Source organism: Kitasatospora sp. HPM-01-4, from assembly GCF_051374625.1.
In the GTDB taxonomy this organism is placed as follows: domain Bacteria; phylum Actinomycetota; class Actinomycetes; order Streptomycetales; family Streptomycetaceae; genus Kitasatospora.
Window position 1 is genome coordinate 1 of the sequence record NZ_JBPQGP010000005.1, and the last position, 20427, is coordinate 20427.

Annotated in this window: 20 protein-coding genes and 4 pseudogenes; 12 read left to right on the forward strand and 12 right to left on the reverse strand. The window is 69.3% G+C overall.

The window, feature by feature from the left end; all coding sequences use genetic code 11:
• Positions 1-113: 113 nt before the first annotated feature.
• Positions 114-665 (forward strand): winged helix-turn-helix domain-containing protein, encoded by a 552-nt coding sequence (locus tag ACSMTC_RS00415; protein ID WP_436557593.1) that lies wholly within the window; start codon positions 114-116, stop codon positions 663-665.
• Here ACSMTC_RS00415 and ACSMTC_RS00420 read toward each other — a convergent pair.
• The 5 genes and pseudogenes from ACSMTC_RS00420 to ACSMTC_RS00440 all read right to left on the reverse strand — a co-directional run bounded on the left by ACSMTC_RS00420 (position 631) and on the right by ACSMTC_RS00440 (position 5912).
• On the reverse strand, positions 631-1413 hold the full coding sequence (locus ACSMTC_RS00420) for an IS5 family transposase (protein ID WP_436557594.1): 783 nt from the start codon (positions 1411-1413) through the stop codon (positions 631-633). The two genes, ACSMTC_RS00415 and ACSMTC_RS00420, sit on opposite strands and share 35 nt — an antisense overlap.
• A gap of 1094 nt (positions 1414-2507) precedes the next feature.
• Positions 2508-3317 carry an SURF1 family cytochrome oxidase biogenesis protein gene (locus ACSMTC_RS00425; protein WP_436557595.1) on the reverse strand — a complete coding sequence of 270 codons (810 nt, stop codon included), beginning with the start codon at positions 3315-3317 and terminating at the stop codon, positions 2508-2510.
• 69 nt (positions 3318-3386) lie between these two features.
• A complete protein-coding gene (locus tag ACSMTC_RS00430; RefSeq protein WP_436564925.1) occupies positions 3387-4019 on the reverse strand; it encodes a DEAD/DEAH box helicase in 633 nt (210 codons plus the stop codon).
• A gap of 41 nt (positions 4020-4060) precedes the next feature.
• Positions 4061-4303 (reverse strand): annotated as a pseudogene (locus ACSMTC_RS00435) (DEAD/DEAH box helicase); the annotation flags it as partial.
• A gap of 118 nt (positions 4304-4421) precedes the next feature.
• The gene (locus tag ACSMTC_RS00440; protein ID WP_436557596.1) at positions 4422-5912 is read right to left on the reverse strand and encodes a hypothetical protein; all 1491 of its coding nucleotides are present in this window, start codon (positions 5910-5912) and stop codon (positions 4422-4424) included.
• Positions 5913-6526: 614 nt separating this feature from the next.
• Here ACSMTC_RS00440 and ACSMTC_RS00445 point away from each other — a divergent pair.
• Together ACSMTC_RS00445 and ACSMTC_RS00450 are read left to right on the forward strand one after the other, a co-directional pair.
• On the forward strand, positions 6527-7327 hold the full coding sequence (locus ACSMTC_RS00445) for a GNAT family N-acetyltransferase (protein WP_436564561.1): 801 nt from the start codon (positions 6527-6529) through the stop codon (positions 7325-7327).
• Positions 7328-7502: 175 nt separating this feature from the next.
• A complete protein-coding gene (locus tag ACSMTC_RS00450; RefSeq protein ID WP_436557597.1) occupies positions 7503-8351 on the forward strand; it encodes a patatin-like phospholipase family protein in 849 nt (282 codons plus the stop codon).
• A gap of 407 nt (positions 8352-8758) precedes the next feature.
• On the opposite strand, the gene ACSMTC_RS00455 is transcribed toward ACSMTC_RS00450, so the two are convergent.
• The 3 genes and pseudogenes from ACSMTC_RS00455 to ACSMTC_RS00465 all read right to left on the reverse strand — a co-directional run bounded on the left by ACSMTC_RS00455 (position 8759) and on the right by ACSMTC_RS00465 (position 11531).
• Positions 8759-9946 (reverse strand): alpha/beta hydrolase family protein, encoded by a 1188-nt coding sequence (locus tag ACSMTC_RS00455; RefSeq protein ID WP_436557598.1) that lies wholly within the window; start codon positions 9944-9946, stop codon positions 8759-8761.
• Positions 9947-10264: 318 nt separating this feature from the next.
• Positions 10265-10663 (reverse strand): hypothetical protein, encoded by a 399-nt coding sequence (locus ACSMTC_RS00460; protein WP_436557599.1) that lies wholly within the window; start codon positions 10661-10663, stop codon positions 10265-10267.
• Positions 10660-11531 (reverse strand): annotated as a pseudogene (locus tag ACSMTC_RS00465) (IS5 family transposase). The gene ACSMTC_RS00460 and the pseudogene ACSMTC_RS00465 overlap by 4 nt, the downstream one beginning before the upstream one ends.
• Before the next feature lie 593 nt (positions 11532-12124).
• On the opposite strand from ACSMTC_RS00465, the pseudogene ACSMTC_RS00470 reads away from it, so the two are divergent.
• Positions 12125-12235 (forward strand): annotated as a pseudogene (locus ACSMTC_RS00470) (VOC family protein); the annotation flags it as partial.
• Positions 12236-12428: 193 nt separating this feature from the next.
• Here the strand turns inward: ACSMTC_RS00470 and ACSMTC_RS00475 are convergent.
• Complete coding sequence (locus tag ACSMTC_RS00475) at positions 12429-12659, reverse strand: hypothetical protein (RefSeq protein WP_436557600.1); 231 nt, start codon at positions 12657-12659, stop codon at positions 12429-12431.
• 294 nt (positions 12660-12953) lie between these two features.
• The gene (locus ACSMTC_RS00480) at positions 12954-13091 is read right to left on the reverse strand and encodes a hypothetical protein (RefSeq protein WP_436557601.1); all 138 of its coding nucleotides are present in this window, start codon (positions 13089-13091) and stop codon (positions 12954-12956) included.
• Positions 13092-13282: 191 nt separating this feature from the next.
• Between ACSMTC_RS00480 and ACSMTC_RS00485 the strand changes: the two are divergent.
• From ACSMTC_RS00485 to ACSMTC_RS00495, 3 genes and pseudogenes are all read left to right on the forward strand, one after another.
• A pseudogene (locus ACSMTC_RS00485) lies at positions 13283-14154 on the forward strand (IS5 family transposase).
• On the forward strand, positions 14151-14549 hold the full coding sequence (locus ACSMTC_RS00490) for a hypothetical protein (protein ID WP_436557602.1): 399 nt from the start codon (positions 14151-14153) through the stop codon (positions 14547-14549). The pseudogene ACSMTC_RS00485 and the gene ACSMTC_RS00490 overlap by 4 nt, the downstream one beginning before the upstream one ends.
• A gap of 102 nt (positions 14550-14651) precedes the next feature.
• Positions 14652-15494, forward strand: coding sequence for an IS5 family transposase (locus ACSMTC_RS00495; RefSeq protein ID WP_436557603.1), 843 nt, complete (start codon positions 14652-14654; stop codon positions 15492-15494).
• 8 nt (positions 15495-15502) lie between these two features.
• Here the strand turns inward: ACSMTC_RS00495 and ACSMTC_RS00500 are convergent, their stop codons facing one another.
• Both ACSMTC_RS00500 and ACSMTC_RS00505 read right to left on the reverse strand, forming a co-directional pair.
• The gene (locus ACSMTC_RS00500; protein ID WP_436557604.1) at positions 15503-15958 is read right to left on the reverse strand and encodes a hypothetical protein; all 456 of its coding nucleotides are present in this window, start codon (positions 15956-15958) and stop codon (positions 15503-15505) included.
• Positions 15959-16195: 237 nt separating this feature from the next.
• Positions 16196-17170 carry a LuxR C-terminal-related transcriptional regulator gene (locus ACSMTC_RS00505; RefSeq protein WP_436557605.1) on the reverse strand — a complete coding sequence of 325 codons (975 nt, stop codon included), beginning with the start codon at positions 17168-17170 and terminating at the stop codon, positions 16196-16198.
• Positions 17171-17445: 275 nt separating this feature from the next.
• On the opposite strand from ACSMTC_RS00505, the gene ACSMTC_RS00510 reads away from it, so the two are divergent.
• The 5 genes from ACSMTC_RS00510 (at position 17446) to ACSMTC_RS00530 (ending at position 20362) form a co-directional block, all read left to right on the forward strand.
• Positions 17446-17586, forward strand: a complete 141-nt coding sequence (locus tag ACSMTC_RS00510) for a hypothetical protein (protein ID WP_436557606.1) — start codon at positions 17446-17448, stop codon at positions 17584-17586.
• 9 nt (positions 17587-17595) lie between these two features.
• Positions 17596-17865 (forward strand): hypothetical protein, encoded by a 270-nt coding sequence (locus ACSMTC_RS00515; RefSeq protein ID WP_436557607.1) that lies wholly within the window; start codon positions 17596-17598, stop codon positions 17863-17865.
• 411 nt (positions 17866-18276) lie between these two features.
• Positions 18277-18735 (forward strand): chromo domain-containing protein, encoded by a 459-nt coding sequence (locus tag ACSMTC_RS00520; protein WP_436557608.1) that lies wholly within the window; start codon positions 18277-18279, stop codon positions 18733-18735.
• Between the two features lie 345 nt (positions 18736-19080).
• On the forward strand, positions 19081-19971 hold the full coding sequence (locus tag ACSMTC_RS00525; RefSeq protein ID WP_436557609.1) for a peptidoglycan-binding domain-containing protein: 891 nt from the start codon (positions 19081-19083) through the stop codon (positions 19969-19971).
• A gap of 67 nt (positions 19972-20038) precedes the next feature.
• Positions 20039-20362 carry a peptidase inhibitor family I36 protein gene (locus ACSMTC_RS00530; RefSeq protein WP_436557610.1) on the forward strand — a complete coding sequence of 108 codons (324 nt, stop codon included), beginning with the start codon at positions 20039-20041 and terminating at the stop codon, positions 20360-20362.
• The last annotated feature ends 65 nt before the right edge of the window (positions 20363-20427 follow it).

Here is a 20427-nt window from a genome sequence, read left to right on the forward strand (position 1 = left end):
GAAGCCGTTGTCGTACCGAACTTGATCGGCGTGTTTTCGCAGCTCAGGCATGATGTCGGCATGGGCGAGGCATGCTCGGGCCGTTGGGTTGTCTCGCTGGTGGAGGTGTCGGGATGGCGTCGGTCGTGGGTCTTCTCGAGGAGCGGGAACTGGCCCCGCGGGAGCGCGTGGAAGAGCTTCGGGAGGTGGCCGACCGGGTGCTCGCCGAGCTTGCGGAAGCGGAGACGGCCTGGCACGAGTGGTTGATCGCCAGGCAGCGCGTCGGCGAGGTCCTGTCCGTGCCGCGGCCCCTGGAGGCAGGTGAGGCCGGCTCTGCAGCTGGTGAGCCTCCAGTGTCGGAGCCCGCCACGAACGCGCCTGCCGAGGTTCCCGTGCCGAGGGCTGCTCGCGCGGGATCGATCGTCCCGGTGTGGCGTCCCGCGCTGTCCGTGGACGTGCTCGCTCCCGACTACCAGCGCATCCTCGCCACGCTCGCCGAGCGAGGGACCGGCCGGAACGCGGTGATGACGTGCCAGGAGATCGCCGCCGCGCTCGGGCTGGAGCCGGTCCCGGCGAGCGTGGAAGGGGTCCGGTCGAGGATGAAGCGGCTGGCGGACCGGGGCTGGGCCGTCGAGCCGTCCCCGGGCCGGTTCACGCTCGCCGCCGGGCCAGCCTGCGCGTCATGAGCATCGTCATCGACCAGAGCACCATCTGCTCGTGGACGGCGGGCAGCGTCTCGTAGTCGCGGACCAGACGCCGCGAGCGCATCAGCCAGCTCAGCGTGCGCTCCACCACCCAGCGCCTGGGTAGCACCACGAAGCCGGACGCGTCGTCGCTGCGTTTGACGATCTCGAGGGTGAGTCGCAGTGCCTGCTTCGCCCAGGTGACCAGGCGGCCCGCGTAGCCGCCGTCGGCCCAGACCAGGACGATCTTCCGGTAGCGGGCCCGCACCCGCTCCAGCAGGGGCATCGCGCCATCCCGGTCCGTCACGTTCGCGGCGGTGACCACCACGGCCAGCAGCAGTCCGAGGCAGTCGACCACGATGCGACGCTTGCGCCCCGGCACCTTCTTCGCCCCGTCGTACCCGCGTGAGGACGCCAGCACCGTGGCCGCCGCACGCAGGGACTGCGCGTCGATCACCGCGGCGGTCGGCTCCGGGTCGCGGCCGGCGTCCTCGCGCACCAGGCCCCGCAGCCGGTCGTGCAACTCGGCCAGCAGGCCCCGCGCACGCCACCGCCGCACGAACGCGTAAACGCGGTCCCACGCGGGAAAGTCGGCCGGCATCGCCCGCCACTTGATCCCGTTGTCCACCAGGTATCGGACAGCGTCCAACATCTGCCGGTGGCAGTAGCCCTCCGGCTGCCCACCCCGCCCCTCCAACCACGACGGAACGGGCAGCACATCCCTCACGACGGCCCACTCCGCGTCCGTCATGTCCGAGTCGTAGCGGCGCACACGGTCCGGACGGTCACCCGCATTCCCGAACCGGTGAGCGAGGCAATCACACGATCGGGCAGCCGAGTTGGACTCAACCGGCAGGACAGCGAAAGACTGCGACACAGGGCCTCCTGTGTGGTTGGGGCGTCGACAACCTCGAACTGAACAGGAGGCCCTGCCTTCATGCGCACACCACTTGGAGATCACCCGACCGGGTCGCCCCATTCGAACCGATGCTCACCATGATCGGTACGACAACGACTTCTCAGCCCGGAGCATGCCCGCTGATCAGGCGGGCACACCGGGAACTCCAAGATCCCCGACAGAGTCAAGCTGAGTGGGTGTTCTGCGAGTGCTCGACTGACTCGTGGTAGTTGAAGGCAGGTTGTCCGATTTCCGGGCTTCACGGCGGGCCGGGGATGAGCTGCCCCGGCTTTGGTGGAGTCCGCGATCGTGTGATCAAGCGGCCCGCGGGACTTTCTCCAGTCCCGTCCAGCAGGCCTGTTCGTATTCGTCGGGCGGGAGGTAGCCGAGGGCGGAGTGGAGCCGTTCACCGTTGTACCACGCGACCCCTTGGAAGACGGCCCGCTCGACCTCGCCTCCAGGCGTTTGCGGGCGTTGGCGGCGGCCTTCTCCTGGCGTTCCCGGTGCTTGTGGTGGCAGGGGCAGAGCGGCCACCGGGGCGGCGGGTCCACTGACCGTGGAGCCCATACTCGTAGATGCTCTCCTGCCCGGGGACCTGGCCGCAGCCGGCGCAGGCCAGGGTCCGCATCAGCTCGCGGTGGGCCCGGCGGGCCTTCTTCTCGCGGGCCTTCTGGCGCCGGTCGCAGGCGGCACGGTTGTCCGGGTTGTCCAGGGCTTCGGTCAGGAGGAGCACCTCGGCGAGGAGCTGACGCTCGACCTCATGGCCCGGCGCATCGGATTGCTCGCCCGTGCGACCCGCACAGTCGAAGCGGGAACCTGCTCACCGGAACGGGGACGAACGGACAACGCGCACCTCACCACCAGGTCGGCCCGCACCACAGCCACGAGCCCACCCACCGACCACGCTACTCAGCCAGGGAATCCCCAAGATCACCGACAGAGCCAAGCTAAGCGGCCGGGACGGGGGCCTGCTGCTCGCGGGCCTCGCGGAGGTCGCGGCGGAGCAGGACGACCCAACCGGTCGGGATCAGCGCGGCGAACAGCCACCACTGGATCGCGTAGGGCAGGTGGACGCCCTGGCCGACCACCGCGGCGTCGTTGGTGGTGGTGACGTTGGGGGCCGGCACCAGCTCGGCCTCGTCGGCGGCCGGTGGGGTGGGGCTGGTGGAGACCAGTTCCAGGTAGCCCGCGACGACCGGCCGCTTCAGCCGCGCGGCCTGCACGCCGCTGTCGATCCGCATGAACATCCGGTCCGGCAGGCCGGCGGGCTCGCGGATCCCGGTGCTCTTGAAGGTCTCATCGGGCCGCAGCCGGCCGGTCACGGTCAGCTCGCCGGAGGGGGCCGGCGGCACCGTCGGGTAGACGGTGGCGTCCGCGCCCGAGCTGACCCAACCGCGGTTGACCAGCACCAGATTGCCCCCGTCGGTAACCAGCGGGGTGATCACGTAGTAGCCGACCGTGCCGCCGCCCGCCGCGGTGCGCTGGCGGATCACGAACTCGTCCGACGGGTCGTAGCGCCCCGTCGCGGTGACCGGGCGGTACGTCTGCGTGCCAGGCACGGTCCGGCCGGGGTGCGAGATGACGTCCATCGCGACCGGCGGCGCCTTCATCGCGGCGGCGGTCACGGCGTTCTGCCGGTTGGTCTGCTCATAGCGGTGGTACTGCCATCGTCCGAGCAGGACCATCACCGGGATGATCGCGAAAAAGACGAGGGTCAGGACCAGCCAGCGCCGGGTCAGGAGAATACGGAACAGCACCAGGCGACGGTATCTCCCCCCGACTCACCGCCCCGAACCGGCCCCGAACCCGCCCCTCGGTTCGAACCCTCAAGCGCTCGGCTCGGCATCAGCCAGGCAGGTCAGCGTCTTCTTCCGGTCCCGTAGGGCCAACAGCCCCGGACCCCAACCATCACGACGACAGCCACCATCACCGACAACACCGGCGCGACCCGACAGTTCGGCGCTTTCACCGGACAAGCGGCCAAGGCCGTCGCCGTCCTCGCCGGTGTGCGCGGCGAAGTCCCTGAAGGCCTCGCGGCGGTCCTTGAGCCGGTCCGTCCCCGCGACGGCGCGTGCCCACAGCCGCTCCGGGCGGTCCTGGTCCTTCAGCAGTTCGGAGGCGGCCAGCAGGTCGCCGGCGAACGCACGCGCCGAAGCGATCCGCGAGTGGAAGGTGATCACGCGGCGCAGGTCCAGGTCGGCGACCGCGCGCAGCACGGCGATCTGCAGCGCCAGGCGCAGCAGGTCCTCGTTGGAGCGCTGCGAGCGGAGGTCGGCGACGGCGGGGAGGTTGAGGAGTTCGCGGAGGTCTTCGTCGGTGACGACGGGGACGAGGACGCGGTAGTCGGCGAGGTAGCCGTGCTCGATGCCCTGCCCGAGCCTCCAGGTGTAGACGGTGGGGCCGTAGATGCGCTCGTCGTCCATCGAACACAGCACCATCCCCTCCGCGACGTCGACCACCTTGGGATGCGGGTCTCATCGCCGACCCGCGGGGGCGCGGTGAAGTACAGCCGGCGCAGCGCGGGCACGTCCGCGTCGTTGTGGACAGCCGCCCACGGCTTGCCATCGGATCCAGCGGTACGGTGCGCCTCGTCGATGACGACCAGGTCCCACCGGGCCAAGCCGAAGTCACGGTGCGCCCGCACGATCCGCTCCAGGCTCGCGTAGGTCGCGTACACGGTCACCGGGTGGTTGTCCGAGGCGCCGTTGACCAGGTCCGTGAGCGCGACGGGCTGCGTGGTCACCGCCGCGTCAATCCGCCCACCGGCCTCCGCGCTCTCCAACGCCTCCTCCCGCGATTCTTCGTCGACCTCCCCACCTGTTGACGTGTTCGGTCTTTGATCATGGTGTCGGGTTGCCGGTTCACCGGTTTGTCAGTGGCCGCAGGAGGTGGGCGACTTCGGTGTGGCTGAAGTGCTCGGCCCAGCCCAGCGGTGTGGCACCGAACCGAGCGTCGCGGATGTTCGGGTCGGCGCCCAGATCGATCAGGAGGCTCGCGCCGGTCACGTCGGCGGCGGCCGCTGCCTGGTGCAGCGCGGTCTCCCATGGCTGTTCGAGGGGGACGTCGCCACGGCTCAGTGCGTTGACGTCGAATCCGAGTGCCGCCAGCAGGGGCACGGCGCGCCAGGCACGGCGGGCCGCCGCCCATACGATCAGCCCGGGCCGCCGCCGGCGTGCGGTGCCGGCGTGCGCGTGCAATCGCTCGACGGTTGCGTGTGCGCCTGCCAGGGCTGCCGCGACGAATGCGTCGACGCCGTCAGCCGGTGACCAGGCAGCGCCGTGCGCGTCCAGGTACCCCAGCGCCCGTGTGCTGCCGCACAGCGCGGCCAGGCGTGCCGGTGTGGTGCCGTTCCAGACTCGCAGGTGCGCCGGGCGATCGTCGGGGAACCGAAATGGGGCGCGCAGGTCGGCGCACTCGGCGAGCAGCCCTACCCGGTCGGCGAGATCGTGGGTGACCGCCCACCAGAGTTGATCGGCGATCAGGTCGGCGGGTGAGGGAATCGCGTCGCCCAGCCGCGCCCGCCACGGGCCGCCGCCGTGCCCGAGGCCGTGGTCGATCAGCAGACGCAGGTGGTCGTCGCTGGAACCGAACTGCCGGTTGTACATGGCCTGGGCGTCGTTGGGATCGGCGCCGGCAGCCAGGAGGGTGCGGGCCAGCGCATCGGCCCTCGGGTGGCCGGGCTGCCCGCCCTCGCCGCCGCCCAGCGCTCCGGCCAGCGCCGTGAAGGGCGAGGTCAAGCCGTGCCACAGGTAGCCGGCGTTCGGGTCGGCGCCGTGGTCGAGCAGCATGCGGGCGGCCCGGACGACCGCGTCCGCGCGGATGGAGGGATCATGCCGGGCGTACGCGAGGTACAGGAGGGGCTCCCAGGCGAACGGGCCGCCTTCGGCGGTGGCCAGCGTCGAATCCACGGCGAGCAGGCCGGCGAGCGCGTCGGTGTCGGCCGCGGCTGCCGCCGCGGGCACCGAGGTGGTGGTGAGTCCGGGGTGGGCGGCGAGCAGTGCGGCGGCCCGCCTCCAGCGGGCCGGGTCGTCGTCGTGGCCGTACCGCAGACACGCCAGCAACAGGAACTCGTCCGCAGGTGAGCTCGCCGCGTCGACCTGGTCCGGGGTACGGCGGTAGTGCCGGATGATCTGGACGTGCCGCTTGAGCGCGGCCCACGACGGGAAACCGTGGCGGCGGGCGATGACCAGTTGCGCACCGGCGAGTGATGGCGGGCGCGGCCCGTCCGGGTGGTGGGAGCCCACCAGGCCCAGCGCGTCCGGCGCACCGGACCTGGCCTGGTCGCGAAGGTCCTTCGCCTGCTTGCGCAGTTGCTCGAAGCTCGGATCGTCGGGAAGACGGACAGTCGCCATGGCGACCTCCTTCCAAGGCCCGCGGTCCGCTACGCGGGGCTGAAAGGAGGCAGAGAGCGATGCCGATACCGCAACGCACAGCCGGGTGGGCTCGGCCCTGTCCGCGGACGGGTGGCGCCCCGGGACGCCAGCAGAAGTCTAGCCGGGGCACCGTCACCGCACTCAAACGTGGTTGGTCAGGCCAAACAAAGACGGCCCAGGCCGTCGCAGGTCATCGCCAGCTACGCACTGATGCCGAGGTGGCGGGCTACGCATCCGTGTTCGGCAGCGGGGCGGCCGAGTGCACGATCCTCGGGTGCGGACGTGGCGCAGGTACCGCCTTCGCGAGGGCGGCCTTGACGGTCGTCGGGCTGGCGAAGATGTCGGACGCCACGGTGTCGGGTGCGACCCGGATGAGGTCTGCGCTCCACCGTGGGCACGGACCCAGTCGATCGTGGTTCACGCCGCGGCGACGACATCTCGGCCAGCGCTCTCTGCGGAGAAGACAAGGTGATCGGAGTCCCCTCGGCCCTACGGAATGACTCATGCTCATCGACCACCGGCCTCTGCTCGGACTGCGACTGACCACGCCTCGATTAGAACTCCGCCTGCCCTAGGACGAGGAACTCTCCGAGCTGGCCGACCTTGCGGCGGAAGGCGTCCACGATCCAGACCGCATGCCCTTCTCCGTCCCCTGGACAGATCTGCCTCCCCGGGAACGGGCACGCTCGGTGGTTCAGCACCACTGGCTCCGGCTCGGCAACTGGACCCCGGACAACTGGGCGCTGAACCTCGCGGTCTTCGAACACGGCCAGATCGTCGGTCAGCAGACGATCGCCGCCCGCAACTACGCGACCCTGTGTGAGGTCAACACAGGCTCCTGGATCGGCCTTCGACACCAGGGACGAGGCATCGGCACCGAAATGCGCGCAGCCGTCCTCCACCTGGCATTCGTAGGGCTGGAAGCAGCCGAGGCAACCTCCGGCGCCTTCGCGGACAACCCGTCATCGTTCCGGGTGTCCAGCAAGCTCGGCTACGAGCCAGACGGCATCGAGCACCTCACCGTGCGCGGCCAGGTCACCGTCATGCGCCGACTGCGGCTCTCGCGCGCGCGGTGGGAGGAGCACCAGCAGGCAAGCGTCGCAATCAACGGACTCAGCGCTTGTCTGCCCCTGCTCGGCCTGACGGACAAGACCAACGAACTGCCCGATGGGCTTCAATCACCGAACCCCCAACAACCCCACCCCACACCCCAACCACACCACCCCGGAACGTCAGCAACACGCTGCCACACGGGCTCAGCACGGGCCCCACGTTGCAGCGTGTTGCGGGACGGCGGATGGAACCGTTGCTGCCGGACCGGACGCCGAAGCGGGCCGGGATCGCCCAGCGGCTGGCGGACCGCTGCTGGCGCTGCGACATCTGACGGTCCGTGATCTCCCCGGGCCTGGTGGCCGCCCCGGTCAGCCGGCCGATTCGCGGCCGGCTCCGTTGAGACGGAGATCACCGTACGGACCGGAACGTACGGCTCCTCCGTCAGGTTGTGCCCGTACAACACCCGCGAGAACGGCTCGCGGTGTCGGGACGGACCGAAAGGAACGGGGACACCAGGTGGGGCGGGACAAGGCTCTTGTACTCGGAGGCGGCGGCGTGGCCGGGATCGCCTGGACGTTCGGCGTGCTCGCCGGGCTGGCGGACGGCCCGTCAGGAGTGGACGTCAGGACGCCGGATGTGGTGATCGGGACGTCGGCGGGCTCGGTGGTGGCGGCGCAGCTACGGTCCGAGGTGTCGTTGCCCGAGCGCTACGAGCAGCAGATCAAGCCACGGCCGGACGGCGCCGAGACGGAGCTGACGCCCATCGGACTCGACGTACAGGCGTTGTGGCTGCGGCTCACCGAGGCGCGTACCGGCACGGACGATCCGCAGGAGCAGCGACGCAGGGTCGGCGCGCTCGCGCTGGCGGCGTCGACCGTGGACGAGGCCGCCCGGCGGGCCTCGGTCGCCGCCCGGCTGGCCCTGCCCTCCTGGCCGGAGGGCGACGTGCGGATCACCGGGGTGGACGCCCATACCGGTGAGGACGTGGTGTTCACCCGGAAGTCGGGCGTCGACCTCCTCGACGCGGTCGCGGCGAGCTGTGCGGTGCCGGGTGTCTGGCCGCCCGCCACGATCGCGGGCCGCCGGTATGTGGACGGCGGCGTGCGCACCATGGTGAACGCCGACCTCGCCACGGGCTTCGACCGGATCCTGATCCTCGCCCCGCTCCCCACACCCGACCTCGACGAGCAAGTGGCCGAACTGGAGCGGCATTCCCGGGTGGTGGTGATCGCCGCCGACGAGGCCGCCCGGACCGCCTTCGGAGCGAACCCACTGGATCCGAGCACCCGTGCCCCCGCCGGCCTGGCCGGATTCGCGCAGGGGCAGGCGAACATCGAAACCGTGCGCGCCCTCTGGGGCGGGTAGCGGCCAGCGCGGTCGCGAACCCCTCGGAAAGGCCGTCGGCGGACGCGCGGCCTCAGCGGCCGTCGGCAGGGCGATTCTTGCCCGTAGTACGACCGGTATCAGCGCACGCGGCCCGCACCATCAACGCAGAAGTCCAGCTCCGAGCCCGCAGCTGAGGGGGTACCCCGAAGCCCAGGCGACGGGCGTAGAGGGTGGAACTTCCGGCGGCTGATCGGGTCGGCACTTGTCCCTTGCCAGTGAAGTTTGACCGTTTGCCATTGAACTTCGACCACTGCGACGCCCTCGGAATCCTGGCGTTGTCCCAGCGCGCCGGGATTCGAAGGTGCAGCGTAGCGGCCCGCGCCGACACGGGCCTGTTCCGGGGTGACCCGGGCCGGTCACCCCGGCGGGGTGTCGGCGCCGCGGTGTCAGGGCCGCTGCTGGAAGACCACCTCCGGGTCGGCCGGCGACGGGCTGTCCAGCAGCGGCTGTGGGATGCCCTTCAGCTGCTCGTCGAAGAAGGCCGCGACGTAGTCGCGGGTGAGCCGCGCGGCGCGCACCGCGGGGATCGAGCCGTCCACTCCGGGGATGCCCGCCTCGTGGGCGAGTACGGGCACGTCGGTGAAGCTGACGTGGTTGGAGCCGGTGATGGTCAGCCATCGCTTCCACCCGTCGAGGTCCGGCCAGTCCGTTGCCCAGCTCGACTCGTCGCCGCCCACGGCGTGGTTCGCCGGGTTGCCGAGCAGCAGCACCGGGCGGCCGCCGAGACCGCCGGTCGGCACCGGCACGAAGAACCTGCCGTCCAGGTCGGCGCCAGCCCGCACCCGCTGGTCAGCGGCCATGGTCGCGGTAACGGCGTTGCCTCCGAGTGAGTGCCCGGCCATTCCGATCCGCTTGCGGTCAATCAACTGCGCGTACTGCCAGGCCGAGTGGTGGCCGGTCAGCTGGTCCAGCACGAACGAGAGGTCCTCGGTCCGGCTCTGCACGTTTTCGGCGTCTGTCACGTTGGGCAGGTCGCACAGCGCGCAGCCGAGCGTCTGCCCGTCGGGAAAGGTCGTCCCGGAGTCCTCGTACGTGTGATTGACGAGCGCGACGACGTAGCCGCGGCTGGCCAGGTCCACGGCGAGGCCGGTGAGCGTCTGGCGCGGCAGTTCGAAGCCGGGCGAGAGCACCACCAGCGGGTACCTGCCGTGCTCCGGGCGGGCGTCGGTGGACGCGTAGGTACGAGTGTCGGCAAGCGTCTGCGCCGGGAACGCGCTGCCGACACCCTCCATGTTCAGGAAGAGCCGGGCCTCCTCGGTGGTCATGTAGGGAGCGGGCCTGCCGGTGCCGGGCCGGGCGGGGTAGTACATCGACACCATGAGCTGTCGTGGTCCCGCGCTCGGTACCCACGGGTCCGGGCGGTCCCGGTCGACCAGGTGCAGCGTGTTGACGCCGACCGCATGCGGGCCGGTCGGGCGTGGGAGTTCCAGCTGAACGCCCTGGCCGGCCGGGGCCGACGCGGTGGCGGCGGGGGCCTGTCCGGCGGCGGCGAACGCCGTACCCGCTCCGACGATCGGCAACGGCAGGACGAGCGCGAGGGCGACAACTACGGCGGTGCGACGGATACGAGTCATACCGACGACATTAGAAACCGAGCACCCCACCCCACCTCGTCACAGCGGCGGACCCGAACCCCGAACCGAACCCGGAGCGCGACCCCGGACAACCCCCGGACACCGGCGGACCGGGTCCCAGGGGCATGCGGCAACCGCGCAGCTCGGCGGGTTGGGCTCACCCCGTGACCCGTCCATGTGAGAGAGCAAGCAGACGGCCTCTCCATCGTCATTCAAGAGCTACCAGTCCTGGCTGACCACCAGGCATAGCGCCAGTTCGAAGCAGTAGAGACGGACCAGATCAACTGAGTGGCTTTGTAAATGAGTAGTGAGTGGACGTTAAGTCCGTTTCTGGTAGCGGCCTCGTCCGGGTTGGGTGAGGAAGGCTTGGTGGGTGAGGCGTCCGAGGCGGCTGCGGGTGATGTTGACGGACGCCTCGTCGGTGGGCATGCCGAGGAGGTCGTGCAGCTCGCGTGCCCGGAATGCCTGGTCGGGGTGCTGGTTGAAGGCATTCACGATGGCCTGGTAGGTGGTGTTCGTCTCGGGTGGTTCGGATTCGGTTCCCGCCGGCGTGACCTCCGCGATGATCTTTCGGGCGGTGGCCAGGTCTGTGAGCCGCGCTTCGGTCTCGGTCAGGTCGGCGGCGAGCTCTTCAATCCGGGCTCGTAGTTCTGCGGCCCGGGCGGCGGCCTCGTCCTGCCGGGTTCGGAGGTCTGCCAGGAGTTCGGCGACGTTCACGCTGCCAGTCCGAGGGTGTCGCGCCAGGCCGGGGCTGGTGTGGTGAGGCGGCGGGTCATGTTCGCGGTGGAGGCCCAGTAGACGCGTGAGGCGGAGGTGTCGGGCCTGCGGAGGTGTCGGGCCTGTGGTCGTACTCGCGAGCGAGGCGCCGATGCAGCATCAAGGTGCCGTTCGTCTGCTCCACCACCCACCGTTTCGGCTGCGGGACGAAGCCCTTGCCCTGGTCGGCCGGGTTGCGGCGGACGACTTCGACGTCGATGTCCAGCAGTGCACCGTGGATGACGACCTCGTCCTTGAAGCCCTGGTCCACCAGGGCCTTCTCCAGACGCATCCCGCACCGTTCGGCGGCCTGGTCGAGCAGGGCAGTGCCGGCGGTGTTGTCGTGAGCGGAGGCGGCCAGGACGACGACACCGATGATCAGCCCCATGACGTCGACAGCCAGTCCCCGCTTGCGGCCCGACACCTTCTTGTTCGCGTCCAGTCCCGTCGTGGTCTTCGGAACACCGGCGGCCGCGCGGACGGACTGGGTGTCGATGATCACGAGGGACCGGTCCTCTAATCGGCGGGCCCTCTCCCGGACCTGGCAGCGCAGGAGTTCCTGGATCCGCTGGTCGAGCCCGTCCTGGCGCCACAGGCCGAAGTAGTAGAACACCGCTGACCAGGACGGCAGGTCATGGGGCAGGTAGCGCCACTGACAGCCCGTCCGGTTCTGGTAGAAGACCGCGTTCACGATCTCCCGCAGGTCGCAGGACCCCGGGTCCCCAGTCGCCGACCGCGCCACCCGGTCCTGCTTCCAGGCAGTGATCATCGGCTCGATCAACGCCCACTGCTCGTCCGATAAGTCGCTCGGATACGCCCGTCTGTCCATGCGCCGCAGAACATCACCCGAACCCCGACGGGCACGCCAGTACGGTCGAGGTTCACACGAACGAGCGATCACAAGCCGAGAGAAAAGGGACTTAACATCCACTGAGAGCACCCAGGTGCTTGCTTCGGGACCATGGTTGTGCTCTGCACGACGAGGGGGCCCGGGTGCTGCCGGAATCCGAGGTCGATCTGTACGCGCCGATCCGTCGTGACTCGCGCGCCGGCCTGTCGCAGCGTGCCCTGCAGCGCAAGTACGGGGTCGGCTTCCTGACAGTGAAGAAGGGGTTGAGACCGAGCGGTGGACCGCGTTCCGCTCGCACTACGGCCTGGACAGCCTCTACTGCCAGCCCGGCATCCGCGGCGCCCACGAGAAGGGCGGCGTCGGGGGCCGGATCGGCTGACTCCGCCGCAACCACCTGGTCCCCGTCCCCGAGCGCCAGCAGACGAATCCGCCCCCGGACGCAGGGAACCGTGCGTCAACGCGGCACAGGCAAAATGCCTGTCGGGCGCCAGAGCGCGGATGGCACGATCTTCCAGTCACCAGTTCGACGAGGGAGGTCCGCATGACTGCGGCTGAGGAAATCCAGAACCTGCGGATGCTCTCTGGTGATGGCGGACCCCGAGGGCGATGAGTTCCGCATCATCCCCGAGGGCACCTTCGAACTCGACGACGAAGGAGACGCAAACTACCTGCTGACCGCTTAAGGGCTCAGATGCGGGTCGAGGTCGCCGAGCAACACCCGGCTGTCGCGCCCCGACCACACACGGGGGAAGCCCCATCCCGCAGGTCACAGCACACAGCGGTGCGGAGGCAGCGGAGGCGATGTTGGCGACGTGGGCCGCGGTCATCCCGCTGTCCTCAGGCCAGCGCAGTGGGATGTTCAGGGACTCCTGAAGCTCAGCCCGCGCGGACGAACTCCATGTTGATCGAGTACATGAACTGGCCGACGTTCACGCACTCCCAGCCGACGGCTTCGACGGATCGGACGACCAGGTCAATTTCCTTGCGGATTGCCTTCATGGGGTTCCTGACCCGGGCCATGCCCCGGGGGTCGATGTCGATGGACGCTTCGAAGGTGGCGTCCCCCTGCGCATATGCGCGCCTGGCATCCGCGACGAGCCTCTGCATTCGGATCGCGTGCACTATTCCCACGTGCGCCTCCCGCTCTGCTGCCGAGGGCCCGCTCCTTCTCACCCGCTCTACGAGCCCGGTGCGACTAAGAAGCCATTCCCTGATTTGGATGGCTCCATGCCGGAGACGACGATTCCTGAAGGACGGTCAGCTCCGCAGCGGAGGGGTTCGCTGCGCCGGTGGTATCCCGACGTGCGTTCGAGCGCCACAGGCGCCTGCGGCGTCGACTGGGGAAGGTGGCTGCGCAACGGATGCAGGTCATCGTTTACTGCGGCTTCGGCGAGGGGTGTCTCAGCTCGCCCCGAGGACGCCGAACGCGCGCGCTGCCCTCACAGAGGTCCAGGTGTAGACGGTGGGGCCGTAGATCTGCTCGTCGTCCATCGAACACAGCACCATCCCCTCGGCGACGTCGACCACCTCACGCGGCACCCGGGCCTCGTCGCCGACCCGCGGGCTGGCCGCGGTCTCCTTCGCTACCAGGTCCTGGGCCCCGCAGCCGACCGGTCAGCCCGTTCTCAGTGGATGTTAAGTCCCTTTTCTCTCGGCTTGTGATCGCTCGTTCGTATGAACCTCGACCGTACTGGCGTGCCCGTCGGGGTTCGGGTGATGTTCTGCGGCGCATGGACAGACGGGCGTATCCGAGCGACTTATCGGACGAGCAGTGGGCGTTGATCGAGCCGATGATCACTGCCTGGAAGCAGGACCGGGTGGCGCGGTCGGCGACTGGGGACCCGGGGTCCTGCGACCTGCGGGAGATCGTGAACGCGGTCTTCTACCAGAACCGGACGGGCTGTCAGTGGCGCTACCTGCCCCATGACCTGCCGTCCTGGTCAGCGGTGTTCTACTACTTCGGCCTGTGGCGCCAGGACGGGCTCGACCAGCGGATCCAGGAACTCCTGCGCTGCCAGGTCCGGGAGAGGGCCCGCCGATTAGAGGACCGGTCCCTCGTGATCATCGACACCCAGTCCGTCCGCGCGGCCGCCGGTGTTCCGAAGACCACGACGGGACTGGACGCGAACAAGAAGGTGTCGGGCCGCAAGCGGGGACTGGCTGTCGACGTCATGGGGCTGATCATCGGTGTCGTCGTCCTGGCCGCCTCCGCTCACGACAACACCGCCGGCACTGCCCTGCTCGACCAGGCCGCCGAACGGTGCGGGATGCGTCTGGAGAAGGCCCTGGTGGACCAGGGCTTCAAGGACGAGGTCGTCATCCACGGTGCACTGCTGGACATCGACGTCGAAGTCGTCCGCCGCAACCCGGCCGACCAGGGCAAGGGCTTCGTCCCGCAGCCGAAACGGTGGGTGGTGGAGCAGACGAACGGCACCTTGATGCTGCATCGGCGCCTCGCTCGCGAGTACGACCACAGGCCCGACACCTCCGCAGGCCCGACACCTCCGCCTCACGCGTCTACTGGGCCTCCACCGCGAACATGACCCGCCGCCTCACCACACCAGCCCCGGCCTGGCGCGACACCCTCGGACTGGCAGCGTGAACGTCGCCGAACTCCTGGCAGACCTCCGAACCCGGCAGGACGAGGCCGCCGCCCGGGCCGCAGAACTACGAGCCCGGATTGAAGAGCTCGCCGCCGACCTGACCGAGACCGAAACGCGGCTCACAGACCTGGCCACCGCCCGAAAGATCATCGCGGAGGTCACGCCGGCGGGAACCGAATCCGAACCACCCGAGACGAACACCACCTACCAGGCCATCGTGAATGCCTTCAACCAGCACCCCGACCAGGCATTCCGGGCACGCGAGCTGCACGACCTCCTCGGCATGCCCACCGACGAGGCGTCCGTCAACATCACCCGCAGCCGCCTCGGACGCCTCACCCACCAAGCCTTCCTCACCCAACCCGGACGAGGCCGCTACCAGAAACGGACTTAGAGGCTGCGCAGATAGGCGGTTGGTGGGACCAGTCGGCGGACGAGACAGGCACAGGTTCCTTGATCATGGAGTTGCGACGCTCTGTGATCATTGGGGAGACCTGTGCCTGTGCTGCCATTCTGGCTGACCGAACCGCTCTGGGACCAATTCGCCGCCCTGCTGCCGCAGCGGCCACAGTTCGATCCAGCCCACCCGCTGGGCTGCCACCGACGCCGGATCAGCGACCGGATCGTCTTCGACAAGCTGCTCCAAGTCCTGCGGTTCGGTTGCTCCTACGAGGCGATAGCGGACTCGACCTGCTCGGCCGCCACGATCCGAGGCCGCCGCGACGAGTGGATCGGCCTGGGCCTGTTCGCCCGCCTGAAGCAGATCGCCCTCCAGGCCTATGACCGCGTCGTCGGCCTCGTCCTCGACCAGATTGCCGTGGACGGCGCCATCACCAAGGCCCCCGGCGGCGGCGAAGCGGCCGGACGCTCACCCGTCGACCGGGGCAAGCAGGGCATGAAACGGTCCGGGATGACCGATGGCTACGGCATCCCGCTCGGCCGCGTCCTGGCCGGCGCCAACCGCCACGACTCGCCGCTCCTGGCGCCAACTCTCGATCTCCTGGAGGGACTTGGGCCGTTGCCCGACGAGATCACCGTCCACCTCGACGCCGGCTACGACTCGGACAAGTCCCGTGCCGTGCTCGACGAGCGGAAGCTGTGCGGTCAGATCGCGCGCAAGGGGACCAAGGCGCCGGTCCAGGCCACCCGGCGATGGCATGTCGAGCGCACCCACGCCTGGCAGAACGCCTTCCACCGCCTCGCCCGCTGCTACGAGCGCCGCACCAGCGTCATCGAAGCCTTCTTCGACCTCGCCGACACCGTCATCACCGTCCGCAGTCTGATCCGCCGAGCCTGGACCACCCACCGCTGGGACACCCGCCCCCGACGCCGCCCATGACCAGCCGCCTATCTGCGCAGCCTCTTAACGTCCACTAAGGCGTCGTCGACCGATAGGGTCTGCGACACGAACGCGTCCACCGTGCCCCGCCCTGCCTCGATGCGGATCTCCTCGCGCCGCGACGCCACGTAGCCGCGGACCATCTGGTAGGAGATATCGTCCGCACCGTGCTCGTCCACCAGCCGATCGGAGATCCGCTTCACCGTGTGCCGCTGCCTTCGCGGCGCGTCCAGGTCGGCCCGCAGCATCTGGTCGATCAAGGGCTTGAACGGGTCCAGCCTGGTTGCCCTGGGCCGCAGCTTCTTCCGCGGCTCCGGCCAGGCCGACGACAACGCCTTCTGCACTGTTCGGAGCCCGACGCCGTACTTGCGCTCCAGCGCACGGCCGGACAGGCCTGCCCGGGAGTCGCGGCGGATCGCCGCGTGCAGATCGACCTTGGACTTCGGCAGTACCCATGCCCCCACGTCGTGCAGAGCGCAACCATGGTCCCGAAGCAAGTACTCAGGTGCTGTCAGAACTCAGCGAGATCACTCTCCCGCGGCACAGGACGCTGTCGTCGCTGACCGACAGGTGCTGTCACGACTCACGTATAAAGCCGGCGGCTGCGGGCCCGGGGAGGCAGGGTGTGCAGGCTCGCAGTCGGTCGAGGGGGCGGCAAACCCTCGGAGTACCCCTATGGTGCCGGTACGGCTGCCTCGGGGTCATAGCCAACCCTTCCGCACGGCTTGGGCCCCTGCCTGGAAGCGGCTTTCGGCGCCCAGACGATTCATCAGGTCTTGCATCATTCGACGCACGGTCCGCAAGGACAGGCCCAGTTTGCGGCCGGCGGACTCGTCGGTGTGGCCATGGCCCAGCAGCTGCAGCAGAGCGCGCTCGGACCCGGTCAGGCCTTGATCGTCACGGGAGGCGGGCTGACCGAAGTCGGCTCCGCTGCGCCACAGTTCATCGAACAGTGCGTACAAGGGCTGGATGAGGGCCGCGCCGTGCAGTTCCAGTGCGCCACGGCGGCCGTCATCGGGGTCGCTCGGAATCAGGGCGATACTGCGGTCGACGATCACCAGTCGTAGCGGCAGTAGCGGCACGGTGCGCGTCAAGCCGCCCAGATCGGCCAACCATCGGGCATAGCGCCGGGTTTCGGGGTCGTTGCGGAAGCTGTCCTGGAAGATACTGCGGATGACTACTCCGCGCTCCAGCGCCAGCTGATTGGGGTGCTTGCCGGCCTGGATGGAATCGGGGCGAACGGCTCCTCCGCGCATCAAGGACAGGCATTCCTCGGTCGCGGTTGCCGCGAGTTCCTCAAGGCGGTCACGGACGGCTTCGAGGGAGTCCAGCCGCAGGACCATCTCATCATCGCGTCGTCGGTCGATGTACTCGGCGGAAAGGGCTTCGATCGCGGTCCGGGCGCTCTCTAATTGCTGCTGGCGAAAGAGCAGCCGGTTCTGGTTGTGGGCGAGCAGCCTGGTCAGTCCGACTTGCGGGCTGACGGCCCGCAGCGTACGGGAGTCGGTCGCGGGCCGCAGTAGCGTCAGTTCCAGCAGTTCGTCGAGTGCTTCCCGTACCTCTGCCTCCGAGAGGTGCAGATCGGCGGCGATCCGCTCGACTCCCCCGTCCGGCTCGGCCAGCAGGGTCCTGTAGACGCTCTCCGTCAGTGCGTTCAATCCGAGTGCTTGCAACACCGCGCCCCCTCCCCATGTCGGTGATCATCATCGGTGCATGGTGGTCGGAGACGCAATGCTTTCGCAGACGAAATGATCTGGCACTTAGCTGCCGAGCGACTTGGTGCCACCTCTGCAGCCGTGACACCGCCTTGCCCGGACGGCAAGATCTTCCTCGCCAGCGGAAAGCACCACAAAAATCGGGACGAGTTCCGCGAACCACGCACGGGCACAGCATGGTTACGAAACGGGAGAGAACAGTCGTGACCCACTCGATACGCATCGTTTGCACCGGCTTGACCGTCGCATTCACCGTCGGCCTGGGCTCCACCGCCGCAGGCGGCATCGTCGCCGATCGCTCGGCCGCCCAACGCACCGCCGCCGCCGCGGGTTTCGACTGGGATATCGCTCCCCCCGCACCACCCGCACAGAGTTGACCGGATCCCGTGCACCTGATCGCGGTGACTCTCGTCCGTCCTGACCCGGCGCCATCGCAACTGACGGCTGAGGCGGTCACCGATCTGATCTGGGTCCACAGCCAACGCGAAGACCGGGTGGAACACATCCGCGCCCGCGTCGACCTCAACCGCTACTGCATCGCCGCCGCGATCATCGCGGACACTCCGGATACGGCAACCGCGAACCTGCGCCGCGTCTGCGAACGCGCTCTGCGGCACGCGCCGGCCCTGCGTGGCTGGCGCCTCGTCCTCACATAAGACCTCCACGGACCGAGCCCACGGCCCTCCCGGCCGCATGAGTGCAGTCGCGCCGGGAGATCGAGAACCACCCGCCCGCCTCCGTCCGAACACCTCGGATCGGCCGGACACATGACGTCGGGCTCGGAAAGAAACACACCCGAGCGCGACAGCCCTGATGGCCGGCGCAGCGGCCGCCCGGGCTCCTCGGCCTCATCGGCCGGCGTCCGCGCGCCCCGAGGTCCCCGGCCGGGCCGCGCCGGCGGGGTGAACCGGCACCACGTGGCCTGTATCGAACCGCAGTGCCCCCGTCAACCCGGTACCGGGGAGGGGGCGGTGCGGCCCGTCCGCGGAAGAAGCCCAACTCCAACGCCCCGGCCGCGGCCGCGGGCGTCTCCTCCAATCCCGTTTCCTGGAAGAAGGTTGTTCGCCATGCGCGTCTTCACCAAGATCGCTGCCGTCGCGGCCCTTGCCGTGCCGATGCTCGTCGCTGTTCCCGGCGCCGCCAATGCCGCCACCGCCTCCGCTGCCTCGGCTGCCTCCGCTGCGGCTGGTTGTTCCAGTGTCACGCAGATCGGCAGCACCGCCTACCTCAACGTCGGCGGGCAGACGATGGCGTCGGTGAAGCAGTACAAGGGCTGCGGGAAGAACTACTCCTACCTGTACGTGTGGGAGGGCTACCGCTCCACCCACAGCAGCTGGAATGCGTGCACGGCCATCGTCACCAGCGGCGGGCACGTCCAGGACCCCCAGTGCGACTCCAACTTCGTGGAGCTGTGGTCCTCCGGCGCCGACACCCTGTCGCAGTGCACCCAGGCCCTGGGCTGGAACGGGACCGGCCCCATTCCCTACTCCGGCGACATCACCGTCAAGACCGACGAACGCTGCTGACCGCCCGGCCCACGGCGACCATCGCGGCGCCGGGTCCCCAAAGGGCTGTCGCTGACTGTTCGGCGGATTCCCCGAAGCCGGTCATGTCCATCGAGTAGTACCGCCCCCCGAACCGTCACCAGAACTTGTACCGGTCGCCCGGCGGCGCCGGGGCAGCGGCAAGTGCACCTGCCCCGGCGCCGCCCTTGTGCGCGGCAACCACGTCAGCGACGCCCGCACCGACCGGCAGTGCGGATAAGCGCCGCCCCGGCCGGGAGCCCTCCACCGGAGCCCCCACCCGCCCTGCTGCCCGACACCGGGACAAGGTCAGGGCCGATCCTCCACCGAACCAGAAGGAAGCACCGCATGGCATCCGTCATCAAGACCCAGAACGCCGCAACCCGACTGCTCACGGCCGTCGCCGTCCTGAGCGGCCTGGTGTTGGGCGCCGCACAGGCCCACGCGGCAACCCCGCCGCCCCCCGCCGAGGCATCGGCGCCCACCGCCACCGCGCTGCCCGCGGTGGACATGGAAGCCACTGTTCTGGCTGCCCAGATCGATCCCCGACGCCCCGACAACACGCTGACCCCGGGGGCCCATGACTCGGTCCTGGCCGTCGAGCAGGCCCTGCAGGCCCGCGGCCTCCTCGACGCCCGCTGGGTGGACGGCTACTTCGGCACCACCACCATCACCGCCTACGCCGCCTTCCAGCGCTCCCTCGGCTACAGCGGCCTGGCCGCCAACGGACTGCCCGGCGCCTCCTCCCTCACCGCACTCGGACAGGGCCGATACACCCTCACCCACCAGATCGGGCCCGGCGCGCACCTGCAACGCGACGGATACACCGTCAACACCCGCACCCAGAACATGCTCACCGAGGCCGAACGCCTCCTGGGCTTCCGCCTCACCCTGGACCAGGGCTCCTACAACCCCGGCGGCGATCCCACCTCCGCCGGCACCCACGACGGCGGCGGCGTCGTGGACATCAACGTCGACGGCATGTCCAGCAGCACCCGCACCGCCGTCGCCCAGGCACTGCGCCAGGTCGGATTCGCCGCCTGGGTCCGCAACCCCAGCCAGGGCGACTGGCCGTGGCACATCCACGCCGCGGCGATCAACGACACCGATCTTTCCACCCAGGCCCAGAACCAGACCGGTGACTACTACCTCGGCCTCAACGGCCTGGCCAACCACGGCGCCGACGACGGCCCCCGCATCCCCATCCAGACCTGGGAGCAGTACCAGCGCACCCACTGACCGCGCACGGCACCACCCCAGCACGAGCGAAACACCCGTCGATGACACGTCACGAAAAGAGAAAACCATGAAGAACATACGCACCACGCTCGCCGTCGCCGGCACCGCACTGGCCATGGCCGTTCCCCTCATCGGCGCCACCTCCACCCCCGCCTTCGCCGCGTCCCGCGACGGAGTCTGCGACGCCGGAGAGTTCTGCTACTACTACAACAGCGACGAGGCCGGCTCGGTCTCCGACTTCACCGGCTCCCTCAGCGACTACGGAGCCACCCAGCCGACCTGCTACGAATTCAAGGGCGCCGGCAACGGCCAGGGCATCTGCGTCAAGAACAACGCCGCATCGGTGTGGAACCGCACCGGGCAGACCGTCCGCGTCTACTACAACAGCTGAAGTTCCACCTTCGGCTCGGACACCTGGACACTGGGACATGTGAGCCCGGAGGAAGCAGTTTCAGG

Excerpts from the sequence above, each read along its gene's own strand:
- ACSMTC_RS00415 (WP_436557593.1), top strand. The coding sequence starts at position 114 with ATGGCGTCGGTCGTGGGTCTTCTCGAGGAGCGGGAACTGGCCCCGCGG.
- ACSMTC_RS00420 (WP_436557594.1), bottom strand. The coding sequence starts at position 1,413 with ATGACGGACGCGGAGTGGGCCGTCGTGAGGGATGTGCTGCCCGTTCCG.
- ACSMTC_RS00440 (WP_436557596.1), bottom strand. The coding sequence starts at position 5,912 with ATGGCGACTGTCCGTCTTCCCGACGATCCGAGCTTCGAGCAACTGCGC.
- ACSMTC_RS00455 (WP_436557598.1), bottom strand. The coding sequence starts at position 9,946 with ATGACTCGTATCCGTCGCACCGCCGTAGTTGTCGCCCTCGCGCTCGTC.
- ACSMTC_RS00475 (WP_436557600.1), bottom strand. The coding sequence starts at position 12,659 with ATGCAGAGGCTCGTCGCGGATGCCAGGCGCGCATATGCGCAGGGGGAC.
- ACSMTC_RS00520 (WP_436557608.1), top strand. The coding sequence starts at position 18,277 with ATGCGCGTCTTCACCAAGATCGCTGCCGTCGCGGCCCTTGCCGTGCCG.
- ACSMTC_RS00525 (WP_436557609.1), top strand. The coding sequence starts at position 19,081 with ATGGCATCCGTCATCAAGACCCAGAACGCCGCAACCCGACTGCTCACG.
- ACSMTC_RS00530 (WP_436557610.1), top strand. The coding sequence starts at position 20,039 with ATGAAGAACATACGCACCACGCTCGCCGTCGCCGGCACCGCACTGGCC.